The organism is uncultured Metabacillus sp., assembly GCF_947503125.1.
Classification (GTDB): domain Bacteria; phylum Bacillota; class Bacilli; order Bacillales; family Bacillaceae; genus Metabacillus.
In genome coordinates this window covers 289094-311770 of record NZ_CANNCR010000001.1, presented here as the reverse complement: position 1 = coordinate 311770, position 22677 = coordinate 289094, and the positions used below count along the sequence as shown (strand labels likewise).

The window sequence follows — 22677 nt, the reverse complement described above, 5'->3', positions numbered from 1 at the left end:
GTAAATAGGTTTGTAAAAAAACGTAATAAGTTAGTTGTTAGCTTATATCATTTTTGCCTATTTATATTTAAATACACTAAAAAAGCGGGAAAAATCCCGCTTTTAAAGGTATTATCGACGTAAACCAAGCTTGTTGATTAACTCACGATAACGAGTTACGTCCTTATTACGTAGGTAAGTTAGTAAGTTACGACGTTTACCTACCATTTTTAATAGACCGCGACGAGAGTGGTGGTCTTTTTTGTGAACACGTAAGTGATCATTTAAGTTATTGATGTCCTCAGTAAGGATAGCAATTTGAACCTCTGGTGAACCAGTATCAGATTCATGTGTTCTATAAGTAGCAATTAGTTCGTTTTTACGTTCTTGTGTGATAGCCATCCTTTTCACCTCCTTAATTTCAAAAAACCCCAATTACCGAGCAAACGTTGGTGAATCGATTTGCCAAGCAATGGTTTTAAGTTACATCCATTAGAATACTATTTTTCCAAGCAAATTGCAAGGACTAAACGGTTTTTTGTCCAAAGAATTGTTCAACTGCCGCTTTGTCTTTCGCAATTTGACTGATTAGCTCCTCAACATTATTAAACTTTTGTTCACTTCTTATACGTTTAAACCATGATATTGAGATAGTTTGATCATATATGTCCTGTTGGAAATCAAAAATATGCACTTCTATGCTTGGTTTAGCAGCTTTTTCTTTATTAAACGTAGGCTTGTAGCCAATATTGCACATTCCTTTATATTCTTGGCCATTAATTAAAGCAGAAACCGCATAAACACCTGTTGGAGGCATTAAATATATATCAGGGACATCTATATTTGCTGTAGGAAAACCGATTGTTCTCCCCCGTTTATCACCATGAATAACTGTACCGGTAACAGTATGAGGTCTTCCGAGAAGATTATGTGCATATGAAACATCACCGCTTCTAATAACCTCCCGTATGAGCGAGGAGCTAATTTTACGATCACGGTCAGTTTGCTTTTCTACAGTTGTTTGCAAAAATTGCTCCCTGGAATGGAATGGCATTGTTTCCATCGTACCCTTTCCTAAGTGGCCATATGTAAAATCAAAGCCTGCAACAACATGCTTAACATTTAAGTTGATAATATAGTCATCAACAAATTGCTGTGGCAATAAAGCTGCAAACTCCTTTGTAAATTCTACAACAAATAAAATATCCACATTTAATTGACTAATTAAATGTATTTTTTCTTCAAGAGGTGTAATATAATCAATTTCCTTTTGGTTTCGCAGGACAACAAGTGGATGGGGATTAAAGGTCATGACTGCACTTTTCCTCCCAAGTCGATCAGCAATCTCTTTTGCTTTTAGGATTACTTTTTGATGTCCTTTATGAACTCCATCAAAATACCCCAATGCAAGCACCATTTCATCAAAATCATCTTTGTTAAAATGATGTGGTTGAGACAGTTTTATTAGTTTCACGGTCACTTCACCTTTTCTCACTTATAACATATTAAGTTTCATTATATAGCACCTTCACAGGCTTCATTAGATAATCCTTGGCAGGGTGCTTAGAATAGATAGCAATACAGCGGCCATCCTCAGCATAAATGGCAATAGGAGAGCCTGCTTTAATGTCTTGAAATGTTTCAGGCAATTCAAGTACTGCTCCATTTTTAACTTTCTCTGCTAGCGTATCATGGATAACTAGATTCGGCAAATCTTTTAATGCCTGACCAATTGTCAATAATTCACGTTGAAGTGTACCTTTTTCGATTGCAGCTTCGATTTGCTCAAAGGTTAAACAATTGGACAAATCAAATTGCCCGGATTTCGTACGAATAAGATGTGACATATGCGCCGGATATCCAAGTCTTTCGCCGATCATGACAGCCAACGTCCGAACGTATGTACCTTTTGAACAAGTGACACGGAACTTGAATTTAGTTAAACCGGCATCGTTCGTAATGCCACTTATAAGCACTAGTTCAGTAATTGTAATCTTTCGTGCTGGTCTTTCCACCTCAATACCCGCTCGAGCATACTCATAGAGCTTTTTTCCGTTCACTTTTACAGCAGAATACATCGGTGGTATTTGCTCGATCGTACCAACCATCGCATTTAAAACCCGTTCAATCTCTTCTTTTAAAATAGGTGGATTTACAGGTTTTCTTACAACTTCTTCACCTGAAGCATCTTCCGTTGTTGTAGAATAACCAATCGTTATTTCAGCTTCATATGTCTTTGAAGCTGCTGTTAAATATTCAACAATTTTCGTTGCTTTTCCCAGACAAATTGGCAATACACCTGTTACATCCGGGTCAAGTGTACCCGTATGACCCACTTTTTTCGTTTTAGCAAGCCTGCGCATCTTTGCAACACAGTCATGGGATGTCATGCCAACTGGTTTATTTAATAATAGCACACCTTCCATTTAAAAGACCTCCTAGGGCATCTTTTCATTTTTACATACAGAAAGGGATAGACGAAGGTGTCTATCCCTTTAAAAAAGGAGTTATTCCTCCTCTTTATTTTGAACATTTAACTCATGAATAAGTGTCTCAATACGATTTCCGTAATCGATTGATTCATCAAATTCAAATTGAATTTCAGGCGTTTTTCTTAGTCGAATGCGCTGTCCGATTTCAGAACGAATAAAGCCTTTTGCCTTTGCTAACCCTTTTAGTGTGTTTTGTCTTTGTTCTTCGTCTCCCAATACAGAGATATACACCTTTGCAATTTGGAGATCACCAGATACATTTACATCTGTTACTGTCACAAAGCCAATACGCGGGTCCTTTATTTTTCGGCCGATAATATCGCCCAATTCTTTTTTCATTTGTTCGCCGACACGGTTTGCTCTTAAGCTCATGTCATCACCTCTTCATTAAAACCATTCAAACGAAGTAACAGTTCTTTCAATTTCAGGAAAGGAATCGATGAATTGCAATACCCTTTGCAATTCCCTTTCAGTTTGAACCTTATTGGAACTTACGGCAACAATTCCAAATTTTGTATGCTGCCATGTATCCTGAAAGTCAATTTCTGATATTGACACATTATACTTTTGTTTGGTTCTTGTTAATACTCTTTGTAAGACAGATCTTTTATCTTTTAATGAATGTGAGTCATAAATCATGCATTCACACTCTACATATCCGATCATTTACGTTCGATTTCCTCCATCACAAATGCTTCAATAATATCGCCTTCTTTAATATCATTAAAGTTTTTAATTGTGATTCCACATTCATAGTTGCGCGCAACTTCTTTTACATCGTCTTTGAAGCGTTTCAATGTATCAATTTCACCCTCATAAATGACTATTCCATCACGGATTAATCTTATCCCACTGTCACGGGTGATTTTACCTTCTGTTACGTATGCTCCTGCAATTGTACCGATTTTAGATACTTTAAATGTTTGGCGAATCTCAACTTGACCGATCACTTTTTCTTCAAATTCAGGGTCAAGCATTCCTTTCATTGCCGATTCAATTTCTTCAATAACCTTGTAGATAATACGGTGTAAACGAATATCAACTTCTTCAACGTCTGCTGTTTTCTTCGCACCACTATCAGGGCGGACATTAAAGCCAATGACAATTGCATTTGAAGCAGCTGCAAGGATAATATCAGACTCAGTTATCGCACCTACACCAGTATGGATAATTTTTACGCGAACACCTTCAACATCAATTTTTTGTAAAGCTGCAGTCAAGGCTTCAACAGAACCTTGGACATCTGCTTTCACAATTAAATTAATGTCTTTAATTTCACCTTGTTTAATTTGTTCAAACAAGTCATCTAGGCTTAGTTTTGAGCCTTCACTTCGTTGAGCATCAAGCTGCTTTTGCGCTCTTGCTTCACCTACTTGACGTGCTTGTTTCTCATCTTCAAATACCATAAATTGATCCCCAGCTAAAGGTACATCATTTAAACCTGTAATTTCAACAGGTGTTGATGGTGCAGCCTCTTTAACACGACGGCCAATATCATTTACCATTGCACGAACACGTCCATAGGTATTACCTACTACAATTGGGTCACCAACTCGAAGAGTACCGTTTTGTACAAGTAGTGTTGCTACTGAACCGCGGCCTTTATCTAATTGCGCTTCAATTACTGTACCAGTTGCTCGTCTGTTTGGATTTGCTTTAAGCTCTTCAACTTCCGTCACCAATAGGATCATTTCTAGAAGCTCATCAAGTCCTTGACCTGTTAGTGCAGAGACAGGTACAAAGATAGTATCTCCACCCCAAGCCTCTGGTACTAGACCATGTTCTGTTAATTCCTGCATAACACGATCAGGATTTGCTGTTGGCTTATCAATTTTATTTACGGCAACAATAATAGGCACTTCAGCAGCTTTGGCATGATTTATCGCTTCTATTGTTTGCGGCATTACTCCGTCATCTGCTGCAACAACTAGGATCGTAATATCTGTTACTTGAGCACCGCGAGCACGCATTGTTGTGAACGCAGCATGTCCTGGTGTATCAAGGAACGTAATTTTTTGATCATTCGCAACGATTTGATAGGCACCAATATGCTGAGTGATTCCGCCAGCTTCTCCCTCAGTTACTTTTGTATTTCTGATTGAATCAAGAAGTGTTGTTTTACCATGGTCAACATGACCCATGATCGTTACAACCGCAGGTCGAAGCTGAAGATCCTCTTCACGATCTTTTTCTTCATATTTTTCAAATTCTGTTTTTTCAAATACAATTTCTTCCTCTACTTCGACACCATACTCACCGGCAATTAATTCAATTGAATCTTTATCAAGCTCCTGATTAATTGTGGCCATTGTGCCTAGGAGAAGCAGCTTTTTAATAATTTCAGAAGGTTCTTTACCAAGCTTTGATGCTAATTCACCTACTGTCAAACTGCCTGTAAATGTAATTTTGCTTGGCAGTTCCTTTTTAGGTTTAGGCTGTGCCTGCTGTTGGAAATTCCCTTTATTTTTCTTATTATTTTTCTTGCCTTTGTATTGGTTAGAAGGTTGATTAGTTGGTTGATTTTGCTTTTTGTTATTTGAATGATTTGGAGTATGCTTTAGTGATTTGTTTTTAGCAGGTTTTTCTCCATTATTTGATCTGACATTTTCTGTATTATTTTGTTTTGTTTTATTCACTTGTTTCCCCAGTTTCTGATTTGATTCATTATTTTTTTTCTCTTGATTTGCTGTTTTGAATTTTTTGTCAAGCTTAATAATCACATCATCTTCAATTGTTGACATGTGATTGTTAACCTCTACATTCATCTCTTTTAACGTAGAAATAATGTCTTTACTAGATACATTTGTTTGTTTTGCATATTCATATACTCGCATTTTTGTCATACGTTCACCCCCAAGAATATTAATCGAGCAAGGTTTTTAACTTTGCAGCAAAGCCTGCATCATTTATCGCTACAACGACTCTCGCTTCTTTACCAATTGCTTGACCTAACTGGTAGCGATTTTCTACTATCATAAAGGGGACCTGATAAAACTTACATTTATCTGTTACCTTTTTCATTGTGTTAGCAGATGCATCCTGAGAAAGAAGAACAAGCTTAGCCCGTTTTAGCCGAACCTCTTTTACAACTAGTTCCTCTCCTGAAATAACTTTTCGTGCTCGATTTGCTAAGCCCAATAAGGACGTCCATTGTTGCTGCTGTTTCATGTTATCGATTATTTCTCCTTCTCCGCCAATTGAAGAAGCTCTTCGTAAACTGAATCTTCAATATTTGCCTTTAAATGATTAGCAAGTGTGTTTTTCTTTTTTGCTTGGAGAATACACTCCTTATCGAGTGTGATATATGCACCGCGTCCATTTTTTTTGCCGGTCAGGTCGATAGAAACATCGCCTTCTTTAGAGCGAACAACACGGATTAATTCTTTTTTTGCTTTCATTTCCCCTGTTACAACACATTTACGTAAAGGAATTTTGCGATTGTTCATGTGATTTCACCTCTTATTCAGCAAGCTCATCATTTACACTTGTTAAAAGTGGTTCATCATCAATATCGGATCCAGATGATTGAAGCGGATAAATCCCGGCTTTTTCAGCATCTGATTCGCTTTTAATATCTATTTTCCAACCGGTAAGTTTAGCAGCAAGACGTGCATTTTGTCCGCGCTTACCGATTGCTAAAGATAATTGATAGTCAGGAACAATGACCGTTGTCGCTTTTTCTTCTTCATTGACAAGAACCTCCACTACTTTAGAAGGACTTAAAGCATTAGCAACAAATTCGATCGGATCCTCTGACCAGCGGACAATATCAATTTTTTCCCCTTTTAATTCATTTACAATTGCTTGTACGCGTTGGCCCTTAGGTCCCACACATGAACCAACCGGATCAACTTCGGGATTATCGGAATGAACAGAAATTTTAGAGCGATCCCCTGCTTCACGAGAAACGGATTTAATTTCAACTGTTCCATCATAGATTTCCGGAACTTCAATTTCAAACAACCTTTTTAAAAGACCTGGATGTGTTCTTGATACGAAAATTTGCGGACCTTTTGTTGTTTTTTCTACCTTTGTAATAAAAACTTTAATCCGATCATGCGGCTTATACGTTTCGTTTGGCATTTGCTCACTTACAGGTAATAATGCCTCGATTTTTCCTAAGCTCACATAGATAAATTTTGAATCAATGCGTTGAACGATTCCTGTCATAATATCTTCTTCACGGTCAATAAATTCGCTGTAGATAACACCACGTTCAGCTTCACGAACACGTTGGGTAACAACCTGTTTAGCAGTTTGCGCTGCAATCCGGCCGAAATCCTTTGGTGTAACCTCCATTTCAATGACATCATTTAACATATAATTAGGATTGATTCCTTGTGCCTCACTAAGGGAGATTTCAAGACGAGGATCATAAACCTCTTCAACAACATCTTTTCTTGCAAAAACCCTCATGGTGCCTGTTTCACGATTTAAATCAACGCGTACATTTTGCGCTTGATTAAAATTTCGTTTATAAGCAGAGATTAATGCAGCTTCAATTGCTTCAATAATAACTTCCTTGCTAATGCCCTTTTCCTTTTCCAATATCGTTAAGGCATCTAATAATTCACTACTCATTTCAACGGCTTCCCCCTTAAAAAATTAGCTAAATAAAATTTCTATTTGCTTCTCCATACTTCTTTTAGATAATGATAAGAATGATTCATTCGCAAGATATTGTGACCGTGAGCGGATTTGTAAGTCAGATCCCTGGAGATAACAATTTCATTAGTTGAATGTGACGGCTAATCTTGCTTTGGCCACTTTCTCATAAGGGATTTCAACCTGTTTTTTTCTAGTCTTTACCGTTACTGTAACTGTAACCGTTTGACCGTCAAAATCAGCTAAGACACCTTCTAAGGTCTTTTCTCCATTAATTGGTTCATATGTTTTTATATGGACATGTTTTCCTATTGCTTTTTTGAAGTCATCTTCTTTTTTTAGCGGTCTCTCCGCACCTGGTGATGATACCTCTAAAAAGTAATTATGTGGAATAGGATCTAATTCATCAAGCTTTTCGCTTAATCGCTCACTTACGATTCCACATTCTTCGATATCAATACCTGTCTCGGAATCAACAAATAATCGAAGAAACCAATTAGAGCCTTCCTTCACATATTCAATGTCGACTAATTCCAATTTCATTTCATCTAAAATTGGTGTAACTAATTGTTCGACAATTTCCGTAACTCTTTTGCTCATTCTCTTCCTCCTTATAAGAAAAGCGGAAGCGCCTGCTCAGCGACTTATGAACTGGATCACTCCGTATGAGATAAAGCGAGACTTATCAGACCTTTACGGGCAGTGTTGTCAACACATACTGCTATACCTTTTCTCTCCAATACTGCACGTTAAAGTGCGGCAAAGGAAACAAGAAGAGCGAGAGCGATTCGATGTTGACTTACGCATGCGAGGAGTGTGAAGTTCATTAATCGCTAGGCGCTGTAGCTAGACACTAAAACTAAGTTCAATAACTTTTTATTTTAGAAATACAAGCTTCTGCGACTAAAACAGCAGTTTTTAATTCCTTTTTAATTGCTGAAAAACCCTGCCTTTTGAGCAGGGAATGGTATGTACTACACTATCCGAATTGCGAGGACGATTACAATACGAAAGAGTGGGTTTCCCCACTCTTTTCCTCTGCTTATCGTTAGCATTTCCAAATAAAGCATAACATAACCGTCATTTTTATGCAAATTAGAATAGCGATAACTGGTTTTGATCTGGCAGTTCATCTAAACAGCCTTGTGTATCAAGATATTCAAGAATTGTTTTTGATACCTTTCCTCGTTGCTGTAAATCTTCTTTTGATAAAAATTCTCCATCTTTTCTAGCTTTCACAATATTTAATGCTGCATTTGTTCCTAAGCCAGGAATAGAATTAAATGGCGGAATCAAGCTATTCCCATCAATAATAAAGTCTGTTGCACTAGATCTGTAAAGGTCTACTTTTTGAAAGCTAAATCCTCGTTCACACATCTCTAACGCTAATTCTAAAACGGTTAGTAAGCTTTTTTCTTTAGGGGCAGCATCCAATCCCTTTTGATTAATTTCTTCGATTTTGGCCCGAATAGAAGTGGACCCTTTTACCATAGTTTCGATATCAAAATCATCAGCACGAACAGTAAAATATGCTGCGTAATAGAGTAATGGAAGATGTACTTTAAAATAAGCAATCCTAACAGCCATTAAAACATATGCTGCCGCATGCGCCTTAGGAAACATATATTTTATTTTCAAGCAAGAGTCGATATACCAGGCTGGTACTTCCTGCTTTTTCATTTCTTCTTCCATCTCTTCAGTCAGCCCTTTTCCTTTACGGACAGACTCCATAATTTTGAAGGCGAAAGAAGGTTCTAGACCTTGATAGATAAGATAAACCATGATGTCGTCACGACAACCGATAACTTCGCTTAGTGTACAAATATTATTGTGAATTAATTCTTGTGCATTTCCTAGCCATACATCAGTACCATGCGAGAGTCCTGAAATTTGGACAAGTTCAGAGAAGGTTGTTGGTTTTGTATCTTCAAGCATCTGCCTAACAAATCGCGTACCAAACTCTGGAATTCCAAGGGTCCCTGTTTTACACATTATTTGTTCCTCTTTGACACCTAATGACTCGGTACCGCTGAATATTTTCATAACCTCTGGGTCATCTGTCGGAATTGTTTTTGGATCGATGCCGCTCAGATCTTGAAGCATACGAATGACGGTCGGATCATCGTGTCCAAGGATGTCAAGCTTCAATAAGTTATCATGAATGGAATGGAAATCAAAATGAGTCGTCCGCCATTCAGATCCTGTTGCATCAGCAGGATATTGAATCGGGGAAAAATCATAGATGTCCATATAATCAGGGACAACAATAATTCCTCCAGGATGCTGCCCTGTTGTCCTTTTCACCCCTGTACAACCTTGAACAAGACGATCTATCTCTGCTCCTCTTAAGGTGAGATTATGATCATTTGCATAGCCTTTTACATAACCATAGGCAGTTTTTTCTGCAACTGTACCAATTGTTCCTGCACGATAAACATTGTCCTCACCGAAAAGGACCTTTGTATAGTTGTGGGCGGTAGGTTGATATTCACCTGAAAAGTTCAAATCGATATCCGGAACTTTATCCCCTTTAAAGCCAAGGAAGGTTTCGAAAGGAATATCATGTCCATCTTTTTGGTATTGCGCCCCGCAATTCGGGCATTCTTTATTAGGTAAATCAAAGCCTGAGCCGACAGAACCATCATTAAAAAACTCTGAGTGCTTACAATCAGGGCAAACATAATGTGGTGGCAGCGGATTTACCTCTGTGATTTCCGTCATGGTTGCAACAAATGATGAACCGACAGAACCACGTGAACCAACGAGATACCCATCATCAAGTGATTTTTTAACGAGCTTATGTGAAATAAGATAGATAACGGCAAACCCATGACCAATGATACTTTTTAACTCTTTCTCTAATCGTGCTTCGACAATCTCAGGAAGATTCTCTCCATAAATGCTTTTTGCCCTTGAATAGCTCATTGCCCGTATTTCTTCATCTGCACCTTCAATTTTAGGTGTGTAAAGATCATCTTTAATCGGTTTAATTTCTTCAATTATATCGGCAATTTTATTTGGATTCTCTATGACAATTTCCTTTGCTTTATCTTTTCCAAGGAACGAGAAACAATTAAGCATTTCATCGGTTGTGCGAAAATGAACATTTGGCAGTTCATGACGATTTAGCGGATTGGCACCACCTTGAGAACTGATTAATATTTTTCGGTAAATTTTATCAACCGGATTTAAATAATGGACATTTCCTGTTGCAACAACCGGTTTTTCCAGTTTGTCACCAAGCTTTATAATATTCGTAACAATTTCTTGCAGGGCATGTTCATCCTTCACATAGTCTAATTGAATAAGATGATGGTAAACCTCTAATGGATGGACCTCTAGATAATCATAATAAGCAGCAATCTCTTCAACTTCTTCAGGAGATTTTTGCATCATCCCTTCAAAGACCTCACCCTTGTCACACGCAGACCCAACAATTAAACCTTCTCTAAATTTATTTAGAACAGACCGCGGAACTCGCGGGACCCGGTAAAAATACTCGATATGAGAGATGGATACGAGTTTAAATAAGTTTTTCAAGCCCTTTTCATTTATGGCAAGAACTGTTGCGTGGTATGGACGTGACCTTTGATAGGCATTCCCCTTACCCATATTGTCATTAAACTGGTTATGGTAGACAATGCCCTTTTCTTCGGCATCGTTTAACATCTTAATAAGCAAATATCCCGTTGCTTCAGCATCATAGATCGCTCTGTGGTGCTGGGTTAATTCAATATCAAATCTTTTACAAAGAGTATTTAGTCGATGATTTTTTAATTCAGGATACAAGAACCTTCCCAGCTCCAATGTATCAATTACAGGGTTTTTAGCATTTTCTTCACCAAGTAGCTTCTTAAAGCCTACATTAATAAATCCCATATCAAAGCTGGCATTGTGTGCGACTAAAATATCATTTGCGATCCAATCCCTAAATTTACGCAACACCTCATCGACATTTGGTGCATCTCTAACCATATCATCGGTTATCCCGGTTAAATCAATGGTCGTCGCCGATAATGGATGATGGGGATTTGCAAATGATTCAAAACGGTCAATGATTTCCCCGCCGCGCACCTTTACAGCAGCCAATTCAATGATCGTATCATATACGGCAGAAAGACCAGTTGTCTCCACGTCAAAAACAACATAGGTTTCTTCAGGTAAATACCGATTATCATCGTTGTATGCAATCGGTACTCCGTCATCTACTAAATTAATTTCGACTCCGTATAACACCTTTATGCCGTTTTTCTTTCCTGCTGAAAAGGCTTCAGGAAAGGATTGAACAACTGCATGGTCGGTTAGAGCAATTGCCTTATGGCCCCATTTTTTAGCTTGTTCAATATACTTGCTAACTGATGTTACGGCATCCATTTGACTCATTGGTGAGTGAAGATGGAGCTCAACCCGTTTTTCATTTTCAGGTGATTGATCAATTCGCTCAATTGCTTTTACTTCATTGATATCATTTGCAATCATCACCAAGTCTCTAACAAAGGTGTCATTTTGAATACTCCCTCGCACCTTAAGCCACATACCTTTTTTTACAGCTTGTACCAATCCCGCATCCTCTTTATCTCGCGCAAACATTTTAACGAGAATGGAACTTGTATAATCGGTAATTTTAAATGTGAGGAGTGTTCGTCCACTTCTTAACTCTTTTGTTTCAGCATGGAACACATATCCCTGAATTGCAATCCTTCTTTCTTCATCCTCTATAGAAGCAAGCGTTCTAATTTCCTCATCATTTTTAATCGTATAACCGATTGTCAATGGACCCGTTATTTCAGTTGGATTAGCTTCTTCCTTGTCAGCATTCTCCATATCTACGAGTGCCTGCAAGCCTCTTTCCTTATCTTCCAGCAGCTTTTGTTCATTAAATTTCTTAATTTCCTCTTCTGTTACGGCCACAGTTGTATCCAACTGAAAAATCGGAAACCCGAGCTGCTGGAAGCTCGCTTGAATTAGCGGTGCATATTTTCGTTTGATTGTTAAAGCTTCGGTATCGTTCTTCGTTTTAACGATGACCTTTACTCCTTGTACAGATGGTGTTTGCTCATTTAAAAGGGCAAGCATTGGCGGTGATATCCCGTCCATTTGCTGAATACAAATTGACCAATAATCCTGGATCAATTTTTCATCGAAAGTCTGATCCCTTGATTCAATTGTAAATGTAACATCTGCAATATGAGAAAATGCCTTGACTAGTTTGCTGTGAAACAGCTGATACACATCAAAAGGAAGAATTTTTTCAAACTGAAAATGGAAATGCCATTTTTTTGTTTGTTTATGAACGGTCAACTTGGCAATTGTACCGTTTCTAAAATGGACAACTGCTGCATCTTCAGTTAAGTTTATCTGCTGAAGCAGTAGTTGAAATCGTTCGATTTGGTTAGTCTGATCAGTGCCCATTATCTTTCCCCTCCCCCACTACTAATTTCGTTTCATGGTTTCTAGTAAAATACGTAAATGATTTAACTCATGTTACTTTTTGGATAATCGTTATCACAATTGAAGAGGCTGCCTCCTGTAATAGACAAGGATTTATAAACAACGAGTGTATATAAAGTCATGTCTATTTTTTCGAGTCAGCCTCTTCACGGTATTACACTTGTATTATTTTATCATGCTTTGCAGCTTACTGTAACCTTTTTTAGTTGCCAAGAATTTGCTTCACTTTATCATAAAGCTCTTCAACGGTAACTTCAAATGATTCACCTGTTTTACGAATCTTCACTTCAACAATGCCTTCTTCCGCTTTTTTACCAACGGTTATCCGAACAGGAAGACCAATTAAATCAGAGTCAGCAAATTTAACACCAACACGTTCCCCACGATCATCAAGCAAAACTTCGTATCCGTTTTGGTAAAGTTCTTGATAAAGCTTCTCTGATAAATTCCTTTGTGAATCATTTTTCATATTTACTGGAATTACATGAATTTGAAATGGTGCCACAGCTTCTGGCCATACAATACCATTTTCATCATGATGCTGTTCGATGATGGCAGCTAATGTTCTTGAAACCCCAATACCATAACAACCCATAATCATTGGCTGTGTACGGCCATTTTCATCCAGGAAGGTAGCATTCATTGCTTCACTGTATCTAGTACCAAGCTTAAATACATGTCCAACTTCGATTCCTTTGGCAAATTTAATGATACCTTCACCATCTGGAGATTTGTCCCCTTCTTGGATAAAACGGAGATCAGCAAATTGCGACACAGCCGCATCTCGTGCAATGTTAACCCCTTTATAATGGAATTGTTCCTCATTTGCTCCGCAAACTCCGTTTACAATTGCAGCAACAGCATGATCTGCAATCACTTCAACACTTTCAGATACATTTATAGGGCCAATAAAGCCAGGCGCACAATTCATCACCGTCTTCGTATCTTCTGGTTCAGCTAGTTCAACAACCGATGCTCCAAAGAGATTCTTTACTTTTATATCATTAACTTCATGGTCTCCACGTACAAGCACTAAAACAAAACGATCATCAACCTTGAACAGCACAGATTTGATACACTCTTCCTTTGATACCTGTAGAAAATCTGTGATTTCTTCAATTGACTTTTGATTAGGAGTTTCAATTTTTTCTAAATCCACCAGCTCTTCAGTACTTTTTTCATACGTAGTAATAACTGGCGCCATTTCAATATTTGCTGCATATTGTGACGTATCGGAATAAGCAATCGTATCTTCACCGATATCTGATAACACCATAAATTCATGGGTATCAGTTCCACCCATAGCCCCGGAATCTGCAATAACAGCTCTGAAATCTAGTGAACAACGCGTGAAAATATTTTGATAGGCTGTAAACATTTTTTCATAACCTTCATCCAGACTCTCCGATGTTGCATGGAACGAATAGGCGTCCTTCATAATAAATTCACGTCCGCGCAATATACCAAAACGGGGACGCTTTTCATCACGGAATTTCGTCTGAATTTGATATAAGGCAAGCGGAAGTCGTTTATATGATTTAACCTCATCACGGATCAAGCTGGTAATCATTTCCTCATGTGTTGCACCTAATGCGAACTCGCGGTTATGGCGATCATGCAATCTCATTAGCTCTGGGCCATAGGAATACCAGCGGCCAGATTCCTGCCATAATTCTGCTTGTTGGAGAGCTGGCATTAATAATTCTGCTGCACCGGCTTTTTCCATTTCTTCTCGGACAATTGCTTCAATTTTCTTTAATACTTTTTGTGCCAAAGGTAAATAGCTGTAAACACCACTTGTGTTTTGTCTAATAAACCCTGCCCGCAGCATAAGCTGATGGCTTTTTACTTCAGCATCAGCTGGAACTTCTCTAAGGGTAGGAATAAACGTCATACTTTGTTTCATAACGAGCACCTCTATTTTATCTCAAACTTTTTATTTTTTAAAGGAATAAACGTTGAATATCATTCCAGGTCACTACAAGCATCAACAGCATTAATAACGAGAAGCCAATAAAATGAACAATTCCTTCTTTTTGCCGATCAATTGGCTTTCCTCGAAGTGCTTCAATAAATAAGAACAACAGGCGGCCTCCGTCTAATGCAGGAATCGGTAATAGATTGACAATTCCTAAATTGATGCTTAATAATGCTGCCCATCTTAGCAAATTGATTGTTCCAGATTCTGCAACTTGGTCTGTAATATCATAAATCCCCACTGGACCTGAGAGCATATCAATTGAAAATTGGCCGGTCACCAAATGACCAAATCCGATTAATATTTCCTTTGTCCATGTATAAGTTTCGACAAAGCCATATTTTAACGAGCTTCCAAACGATTTATCTACCGGATTATAGGCACCAATTCTCCCCATCGTTTGTTCGCCTACTTTCGTTGATTCTGGAACAACTTCAAAGGTAAGAATATCTCCATCACGTTCTACTTCAAAGGTTAGTTCTTTTTCAGGATTATCACGAATAATGGTAACAACCTCTTCCCAAGTGGATGTAGGCTGTCCATCAATTGACTGAATAACATCGCCTTCCATCAGCCCAGCTTCCTTTGCAGAACCGTCACTTGTTAACTCTCCTAATCTTGGATCATTGACAGGAGCTCCTTGAATTAAGCCTAGTGCAAACAAAATGACAAACGCAAGTAAAAAATTCATGAATGGCCCTGCAAAAATAGCTGCAATTCTCTGTCCAACTGTTTTTGACTGGAATTGACGGTTATACGGAGCTATTTGAACCTCCTGACCATCTACAATAAAGTATAACGTTTCACTAACTTCAAATCGCTTGATAAACTCTTCTTCCCCATGCTCATAGCCGGATATAAACATGCTATGCTCTAAATCAACATTCTCCACTTCAATGATGCGTGCCTGAGGATATTTTTCTTTATTATTTAAAATAATCTTTTCAACCTTATTCTCTTGGTTAAAAAGCAAGCCTACATTATGACCAGGCTTTACCTCAATCACTTCAGGATCCTCGCCGGCCATTCTTACAAATCCGCCAATAGGCAATAAACGAATGGTATAGACTGTTTCATTCTTTTTAAAAGAGAGAATCTTTGGACCAAATCCAATCGCGAATTCTCGACATAAAATGCCGGCACGATTTGCAAGGATGAGATGTCCTAGCTCATGAAAAAAAACAAGGGCACCGAAAATGAGGATAAACGCTATCACTGTATTCATTTTTGTATGACCACCTTTATGAGATTAATGTTTGTACAAAATTACGTGTTAGTTGATCAACTTCTTGAATTTGCTCCAAACAAGGATCGGCGATATTAACATGATGATCCATCGCTCTTTCAATACAATCTTCAATCTGAAGGAATGAAAGATCTCCCTGTAAAAATGCAGCAACAGCTACTTCATTTGCAGCGTTTAAAACAGTCGGCATTGTTCCTCCTATTTTACCTGATTCAAAGGCAAATTTTAAGCATCGGAATCTGTTAAAATCTGCTTTTTCAAAATGTAATTTGCCAACTTCCCACAGCTCTAATCTTTTAGAATTTTTTAATGGCATTCTATCTGGATAGGTTAAAGCATACTGAATTGGAACCCTCATATCTGGTGTACCTAGCTGAGCAAGAACACTGCTGTCTTTAAATTCAACTAAGGAATGTATAATACTTTCTTTATGTAATAAAACATCGATTTTTTCATAGGAAATATTGAAGAGCCAGTGGGCTTCAATCACTTCTAACCCTTTATTCATCATCGTAGCAGAATCGATCGTGATTTTCGCACCCATCGACCAGTTTGGATGGTTCAAAGCTTGTTCAACAGTAACCCCAACAAGCTCCTCCCTTTTTTTATCACGAAAGCTCCCGCCGGATGCTGTCACGATCAGACGCTCGATTGCCTTCGGATTCTCACCCTGTAAGCATTGAAAAATAGCAGAATGTTCACTGTCAACTGGCAATAAATCAACTTTATATTTTTTGGCATGCTCTGTAACTAAATGCCCTGCGGTAACAAGCGTCTCCTTATTTGCTAGTGCAACTGTTATATTATTTTCAATAGCTTTTAGCGTTGGAACAAGTCCTACGCTCCCAACCACTGCATTGACTAAACATTCCACTCCATCATAAATGGCAGCTTCAATAAGCGCATCTTGTCCATAACCAAACTTCACATCATTATTTGAAAACTCCTGTAAAAGGATTTCATATGTTTCTTTATCCTTAACAGCAACAAATTCAGGTTTGAATCTCTTTATGATTTCCCTTCCAGATTGATAATTACTTCCGAAAGACATGGCTACAAGCTTAAATTGTTCTTGATGGGCTTCAATCACGTCAAGAGTTTGAATTCCAATTGAACCAGTAGCTCCTAACAAGCTGATTTTTTTCACAAAGTCACTTCCAATCAAAACGGTTTAAAAAATAATTCTTAAAAAATGTAATAATGGTAACACAAATAACAAGCTGTCGAAACGGTCTAATATTCCTCCGTGTCCTGGAAGGATGGTACCAGAATCTTTTACTTGGTAGTGACGTTTTAGTGCAGATTCAACAAGGTCTCCCATTTGACCAAAGACTGATAGGAAGATCGTCATAAAAGTTACGACAAGATAATTATCAAGTACCCCTGTGAAATAATGGTAGATCCAAGAAAAGATTACTGCAAAGACTACGCCTCCGACTGCACCTTCAATGGTTTTATTGGGACTGATTTCCGGCCACAATTTTTTCTTACCCATTGCACGTCCAACAAAATAAGCTCCTGAATCAGTTACCCATATCAATATTAATGCATAAAAAACAAGTTCTAGACCACTTGGATGAAGGTTTCTCGTTTCGATTAGAAAATAAAAACCAATTCCTAAATAAAAAATCGCAATAACAACAAAACCTACATCATCGAATGTAAACTTATTTTTCGTTACAACCGTATAGGTTAATAACAGAAGCAGAGCTAATAATGCAAATTCCGCTTTAGAAAATTTAACAAAAATCTCAATATAAGCAGAAGGGATTAAAAGAACCCATAAAATGACTAAACTGACTAACCCAGGTATACTAGCCAACGAGATTTTTTTCATCCTTAATAATTCATGTAAAGCAATTGTAGCTAATAAATAAACAAAAATCGTAAACGGAAGTTTTCCGTAAATAACGAATGGAAGAAAAATAGCTGCAGCCAATACTGCAGTTAATATTCGTTGTTTCATTGTACATCATCACCTTTTATACGCCGCCAAATCTGCGTCCTCTTTGTTGATATGTGTGAATTGCTTCAAGTAAGTTTTGTTCAGTGAAATCCGGCCAAAGGACATCAGTAAACCAAAATTCAGTATATGCCAGCTGCCACAACATGAAATTACTTAATCGTATTTCACCACTTGTTCTTATTAATAGATCAGGGTCCTTTAGCGGGTTTGTCATTAAGTATTCAGAAAAAAGCGACTCATTGATTGCCGTTTCATCGATTCGCCCGTTTTTTATGTCATTCGCAATTTTTTGCACGGCTGAAATAATCTCGGATCGACTTCCATAATTCAATGCAAAATTTAATATGAGTCCAGTATTTCTCTCTGTGTCGCTCATTGCTTTTTCAACTGCTCTTAACGTATGTACCGGTAGTCTATTTTTTTCACCGATAATTCGGACTTGTACATTTTCCTCTATCAATTCTGGTAAGAAGGTATTTAAGAATTCTTCGGGCAGCTTCATTAAATATTCAACTTCTGTTTTAGGTCTTTTCCAATTTTCAGTAGAGAATGCATATAAGGTTAGAGCTTTAACACCAAGTTCATTCGCCTGTCTAGTAATTCTCCGTACAACCTTCATTCCCTCATGGTGTCCCGCAATCCTTGGAAGAGCACGTTTTTTTGCCCATCTTCCATTCCCATCCATAATGATCGCAATGTGTTCAGGTATTTCTCCCTTTAAAACATCCTCTTTGACTATCGTTTCTTCTTTAGTGGTTTGAGAACTTCCTTTCCACTTTTTTAATATGTTGAGCATGTGTTTCCTCCATCACCCAATAATTCATGATCTCTTTTTACCATGATGATGTTAACAGTATTAACAAAAAAACCCCCTGTAAACATTAGAGGGTCTTTCACATATCTATTGTACCTATTTTTTATTGTTTAGGAAACTATAAATTTCCTTGTACTATGGATTAGCGTACGTGACATCCAGCTCTAGCGACTATTGAACTTCACACTCCTCGCATGCGTAAGTCAACACCGAATCGCTATCGCTCTTCGTGTTTCCTTTATCTCATACGGAGTGCTCTTTTTTCTACGTCGCTGAGCAAGGCGCTTCCGCTTTTGAATTAAACTTCCATGATTTCTTTTTCTTTATCTTTTGCTACATTATCTACTTTAATAATGTATTCGTCCGTTAATTTTTGGACGTTTTCTGTATTGCTTCTTAATTCATCTTCGGTTATTTCGCCATTTTTTTCAAGCTTTTTAAGGTCATCGTTTCCATCTCGTCTAATATTACGGATGGCAACTTTTGCATCTTCTGCATATTTTTTCACTAATTTTACAAGTTCTTTACGTCTTTCTTCTGTAAGAGCAGGTATAGAAAGACGAATTAATGAACCATCATTTGCAGGTGTTAAGCCTAAGTCAGACTTAAGAATCGCTTTTTCAATATCACCTAAAATAGACTTATCATAAGGTTGAATAACAAGAAGACGTGCTTCTGGAACACTGATAGAAGCAAGCTGATTAACCGGTGTAGGAGCACCATAATAATCAACTGATATCTTATCTAATAAGTTAGCACTCGCTCTGCCAGCTCTTACGGATGCTAATTCACGAGTTAAAGACGCAACTGCTTTTTCCATTTTCTCTTTTGTGTTTGCCAATACTTGTTTAGCCAAGATTATTTCCCCCTTACGATTGTTCCAATATTTTCGCCTATAACAGCCCGTTTAATATTCCCTTCTTCCATAATGGAGAAGACAATTAACGGTATATCATTATCCATACATAAAGAAGATGCTGTTGAATCCATTACCGCAAGACCTTCTTTTAGTACATCTAAATATGATAAAGTATCATATTTCACGGCATCTTTATCCACACGAGGATCAGCGTTGTAAACACCATCCACATTGTTTTTTGCCATTAAAATAACATCCGCCTCGATTTCAGCGGCACGTAAGGCAGCTGTTGTATCTGTTGAGAAGTATGGATTTCCTGTCCCAGCTGCAAAAATAACAACGCGTTTTTTCTCTAAATGTCGGATCGCTTTTCTTCTTATGTAAGGCTCAGCAACCTGTCTCATTTCAATAGAAGTTTGAACACGGGTTTGAATACCTAATGTTTCAAGACTGTCTTGTAAAGCAAGGGAATTCATAACAGTTGCCAGCATTCCCATGTAATCGGCAGTCGCACGATCCATACCCATTTCACTACCTATTTTTCCTCGCCAAATGTTTCCTCCGCCTACGACTACTGCAACTTCAACATCTAATTCTGCAATTTCCTTTACCTGTTTTGCAATTGATTGAATAACTGCAGGGTTTATACCAAAGCCGCTGTCACCCGCAAGTGCTTCTCCGCTTAATTTTAGAACAATACGTTGATATTTTGGTTTACTCATAATTACCTCCAACTTTGCTTTTGTTACATTTAAAATTTGAAAGAAATAGTATGTATCTCCAAAAGAAGGGAACACAGCCTTGTGTTCCCTTTTTCATTTTAAGAAATGATGTATAATCAATACACACAAACACTATAAGCTATAATGAGAGTGATCGATAATTATACTTATTTTTTCACTTGATTCATTACTTCTTCAGCAAAGTTGTCTTGGCGTTTTTCAATACCTTCTCCAACTTCATAACGGATAAATGTTTTCACAGTACCGCCTTTTGATTCAACAAATTGTTTAACTTTTTGATCTGGATTCTTAACAAAGCTTTGATCAAGTAAGCAAATCTCTTCAAAATATTTTCCTAAACGGCCTTCAACCATTTTCGCTACAATATTTTCAGGCTTGCCTTCGTTAAGAGCCTGTTGAGTTAAAATTTCACGCTCATGCTCAGCTTCTTCTGCAGAAACTTGATCACGTGACACATATTTAGGGTTAACAGCAGCAACATGCATTGCAACATCTTTCGCTGCTTCTTCATCAGTTGTTCCTTCTAATAACGTTAGAACGCCGATGCGTCCTCCCATATGTAAGTAAGCACCAAATGCATCGTTATCTGTTTTATTAACAATAGTAAAGCGGCGAAGAGTGATTTTCTCACCAATTTTGGCAATTGCAGCGTTAATATAATCTCCAGCAGTTTGACCATTGTCCATAGTTTCTGCAACAGCTGCATCAACATCAGCTGGTTTTTTTGCTAATAAGAAATCGGCTAAACCGTTGATTAGCTCTTTGAAGCCTTCATTTTTCGCAACGAAGTCTGTTTCAGAGTTTACTTCTAAAATAACTGCTTCATTGCCGTTAACTTTTACTAATGTAGAGCCTTCAGCTGCGATACGATCAGCTTTTTTAGCTGCCTTTGCAATACCTTTTTCACGTAGGAAGTCGATTGCTTTATCCATGTCGCCATTTGTTTCAGTTAACGCTTTTTTACAATCCATCATTCCTGCGCCTGTTTTTTCACGTAGTTCTTTTACCATTTGTGCAGTTACTGCCATAACGGTATTCCTCCTTAAGGGTCAATTTTTATTGTTATTTGTCATTGAGTGCTTTATGTAAATATGGCTTAAAAAAAGGTGATAAAAGGCCAATTCCCCTTATCACCTTTTGCACATTAAGCAGGTGTTGTTGTTTCTTCACCTTGTTTAGATTCTAAAATTGCATCAGCAATTTTTGCAGTTAACAGCTTAACAGCGCGAATTGCATCATCATTTGCTGGGATTACGTAATCAATCTCATCCGGATCACAGTTAGTATCAACGATACCAACGATTGGGATATTTAATTTACGAGCTTCAGCAACAGCGATACGCTCTTTACGAGGATCGATAATGAATAATGCATCTGGTAATTGCTTCATGTCTTTAATTCCGCCTAGGAATTTTTCAAGACGCTCAAGCTCTTTGTTCAGTTGAACAACTTCTTTTTTAGGAAGTACTTCAAAAGTTCCATCTTCCTGCATTCTTTGAATATCTTTTAAACGTTTGATACGTTTTTGGATTGTTTCAAAGTTTGTTAACGTACCACCTAACCAGCGTTGGTTAACATAGTACATTCCAGAACGTTCAGCTTCTTCTTTCACTGAATCCTGTGCTTGTTTTTTTGTACCAACGAATAGGATTGTACCGCCTTCAGCTCCAAGTTCTTTAACGAATTTGTAAGCTTCTTCAACCTTTTTAACCGTTTTTTGAAGGTCGATAATGTAGATACCGTTACGCTCAGTAAAGATGTAACGTTTCATTTTTGGGTTCCAACGGCGTGTTTGGTGACCGAAGTGAACACCAGCTTCAAGCAATTGCTTCATAGAAATTACTGACATGTGTTTGTTCCTCCTAATGGTTTTTGATCTCCTCCGCTTACATCATCTTTAAGCATAACTGTTAAAAGAACTAACAGCACCAATGCTTAAATCTATAAGCGTGTGTATTAACACCAAAAATTAATATACCATATCAAAATATGACAATCAAGGCTAAAGTTCAACTTCTTTAGATTTGTTTAGTTCTGTCGAAATTTAAGAAGCAGCTCAATTTCTGTCTTGCCCCTATTTAATTTTTTTGCAATCTGTTCAAGAGTATAACCTTTTTCATAAAGATTTATAGCCTCCATTTCAAAAGGAAGACTTTTTTCCTGTGAAAAATGAGATAGTTCAATAATATCTTCGATTTTATTTACACTGTTTAAATATTCAGGAAGCTCTTTCTGAGTTTTATCCATTTCCGTTCCATGTTCAAGTAGTTTTTTTGAAGAAACTTCTCCCCTTTCTTCTGATACGGTCAATTTCTCTTGCTGTTTTAATTCGGAGAGGAGCCGTTCGTTCTCATCCTTTATTTCGATTAAAAAGCCTGTCATCGCTTCTTCCGTTTCCTCAAGTAATTTTTTCTGAGTATTTGCAAGATCTTTTATTGTAGAGTACTTTGTAAACAAAACAATAATAAAATAAAATGAAACAATATGTAGCAGTAAACTAATGATGAAAAGTAAGATTGTCATTTTCAACCTCCCTTGGAATAA

21 protein-coding genes are annotated in these 22677 nt (G+C 37.5%); all 21 read right to left on the bottom strand.

Annotation, left to right across the window (positions count from 1 at the left end; all coding sequences use genetic code 11):
• Nucleotides 1-111: 111 nt before the first annotated feature.
• The 21 genes from rpsO to Q1B07_RS01420 all read right to left on the bottom strand — a co-directional run bounded on the left by rpsO (nt 112) and on the right by Q1B07_RS01420 (nt 22656).
• Nucleotides 112-381: a 30S ribosomal protein S15 gene (gene rpsO / locus Q1B07_RS01520; protein ID WP_299090158.1), complete on the bottom strand. Its 270-nt coding sequence runs from the start codon at nt 379-381 to the stop codon at nt 112-114.
• A 124-nt stretch (nt 382-505) separates the two neighbouring features.
• Nucleotides 506-1453 carry a bifunctional riboflavin kinase/FAD synthetase gene (gene ribF, locus Q1B07_RS01515; RefSeq protein WP_299090156.1) on the bottom strand — a complete coding sequence of 316 codons (948 nt, stop codon included), beginning with the start codon at nt 1451-1453 and terminating at the stop codon, nt 506-508.
• 31 nt (nt 1454-1484) lie between these two features.
• Complete coding sequence (gene truB / locus Q1B07_RS01510; RefSeq protein WP_299090154.1) at nt 1485-2405, bottom strand: tRNA pseudouridine(55) synthase TruB; 921 nt, start codon at nt 2403-2405, stop codon at nt 1485-1487.
• A gap of 81 nt (nt 2406-2486) precedes the next feature.
• Nucleotides 2487-2843 carry a 30S ribosome-binding factor RbfA gene (gene rbfA / locus Q1B07_RS01505; protein WP_299090151.1) on the bottom strand — a complete coding sequence of 119 codons (357 nt, stop codon included), beginning with the start codon at nt 2841-2843 and terminating at the stop codon, nt 2487-2489.
• Nucleotides 2844-2858: 15 nt separating this feature from the next.
• On the bottom strand, nt 2859-3137 hold the full coding sequence (locus Q1B07_RS01500) for a DUF503 family protein (RefSeq protein ID WP_299090149.1): 279 nt from the start codon (nt 3135-3137) through the stop codon (nt 2859-2861).
• Entirely contained in the window at nt 3134-5314 is a 2181-nt protein-coding gene (gene infB, locus Q1B07_RS01495; RefSeq protein ID WP_299090147.1) for a translation initiation factor IF-2, read from the bottom strand. Before infB ends, Q1B07_RS01500 begins: the two co-directional genes overlap by 4 nt.
• A gap of 19 nt (nt 5315-5333) precedes the next feature.
• Nucleotides 5334-5639, bottom strand: a complete 306-nt coding sequence (locus Q1B07_RS01490) for a YlxQ family RNA-binding protein (RefSeq protein WP_299090146.1) — start codon at nt 5637-5639, stop codon at nt 5334-5336.
• Nucleotides 5640-5647: 8 nt separating this feature from the next.
• Complete coding sequence (locus tag Q1B07_RS01485) at nt 5648-5917, bottom strand: YlxR family protein (protein ID WP_299090144.1); 270 nt, start codon at nt 5915-5917, stop codon at nt 5648-5650.
• Nucleotides 5918-5930: 13 nt separating this feature from the next.
• Entirely contained in the window at nt 5931-7052 is a 1122-nt protein-coding gene (nusA, locus tag Q1B07_RS01480; RefSeq protein ID WP_299090143.1) for a transcription termination factor NusA, read from the bottom strand.
• A gap of 150 nt (nt 7053-7202) precedes the next feature.
• Entirely contained in the window at nt 7203-7676 is a 474-nt protein-coding gene (rimP, locus tag Q1B07_RS01475) for a ribosome maturation factor RimP (protein ID WP_299090141.1), read from the bottom strand.
• A 495-nt stretch (nt 7677-8171) separates the two neighbouring features.
• Nucleotides 8172-12488 carry a PolC-type DNA polymerase III gene (locus Q1B07_RS01470; protein ID WP_299090140.1) on the bottom strand — a complete coding sequence of 1439 codons (4317 nt, stop codon included), beginning with the start codon at nt 12486-12488 and terminating at the stop codon, nt 8172-8174.
• Nucleotides 12489-12729: 241 nt separating this feature from the next.
• The gene (locus tag Q1B07_RS01465; RefSeq protein WP_299090138.1) at nt 12730-14433 is read right to left on the bottom strand and encodes a proline--tRNA ligase; all 1704 of its coding nucleotides are present in this window, start codon (nt 14431-14433) and stop codon (nt 12730-12732) included.
• Between the two features lie 37 nt (nt 14434-14470).
• Nucleotides 14471-15730 carry an RIP metalloprotease RseP gene (gene rseP, locus Q1B07_RS01460; RefSeq protein ID WP_299090137.1) on the bottom strand — a complete coding sequence of 420 codons (1260 nt, stop codon included), beginning with the start codon at nt 15728-15730 and terminating at the stop codon, nt 14471-14473.
• Between the two features lie 16 nt (nt 15731-15746).
• Nucleotides 15747-16898 carry a 1-deoxy-D-xylulose-5-phosphate reductoisomerase gene (gene dxr, locus Q1B07_RS01455; protein ID WP_299090135.1) on the bottom strand — a complete coding sequence of 384 codons (1152 nt, stop codon included), beginning with the start codon at nt 16896-16898 and terminating at the stop codon, nt 15747-15749.
• Between the two features lie 24 nt (nt 16899-16922).
• Nucleotides 16923-17717, bottom strand: coding sequence for a phosphatidate cytidylyltransferase (locus Q1B07_RS01450; protein WP_299090133.1), 795 nt, complete (start codon nt 17715-17717; stop codon nt 16923-16925).
• Between the two features lie 16 nt (nt 17718-17733).
• Nucleotides 17734-18513 (bottom strand): isoprenyl transferase, encoded by a 780-nt coding sequence (locus tag Q1B07_RS01445; RefSeq protein WP_299090132.1) that lies wholly within the window; start codon nt 18511-18513, stop codon nt 17734-17736.
• A 316-nt stretch (nt 18514-18829) separates the two neighbouring features.
• Complete coding sequence (gene frr / locus Q1B07_RS01440) at nt 18830-19387, bottom strand: ribosome recycling factor (RefSeq protein ID WP_299090131.1); 558 nt, start codon at nt 19385-19387, stop codon at nt 18830-18832.
• Between the two features lie 2 nt (nt 19388-19389).
• On the bottom strand, nt 19390-20112 hold the full coding sequence (gene pyrH / locus Q1B07_RS01435; protein WP_046515046.1) for a UMP kinase: 723 nt from the start codon (nt 20110-20112) through the stop codon (nt 19390-19392).
• 167 nt (nt 20113-20279) lie between these two features.
• Complete coding sequence (gene tsf, locus Q1B07_RS01430; protein WP_299090129.1) at nt 20280-21161, bottom strand: translation elongation factor Ts; 882 nt, start codon at nt 21159-21161, stop codon at nt 20280-20282.
• Between the two features lie 116 nt (nt 21162-21277).
• Entirely contained in the window at nt 21278-21982 is a 705-nt protein-coding gene (gene rpsB / locus Q1B07_RS01425) for a 30S ribosomal protein S2 (RefSeq protein WP_299090128.1), read from the bottom strand.
• 179 nt (nt 21983-22161) lie between these two features.
• On the bottom strand, nt 22162-22656 hold the full coding sequence (locus Q1B07_RS01420) for a Swarming motility protein SwrB (protein ID WP_299090127.1): 495 nt from the start codon (nt 22654-22656) through the stop codon (nt 22162-22164).
• Between the last annotated feature and the right edge of the window lie 21 nt (nt 22657-22677).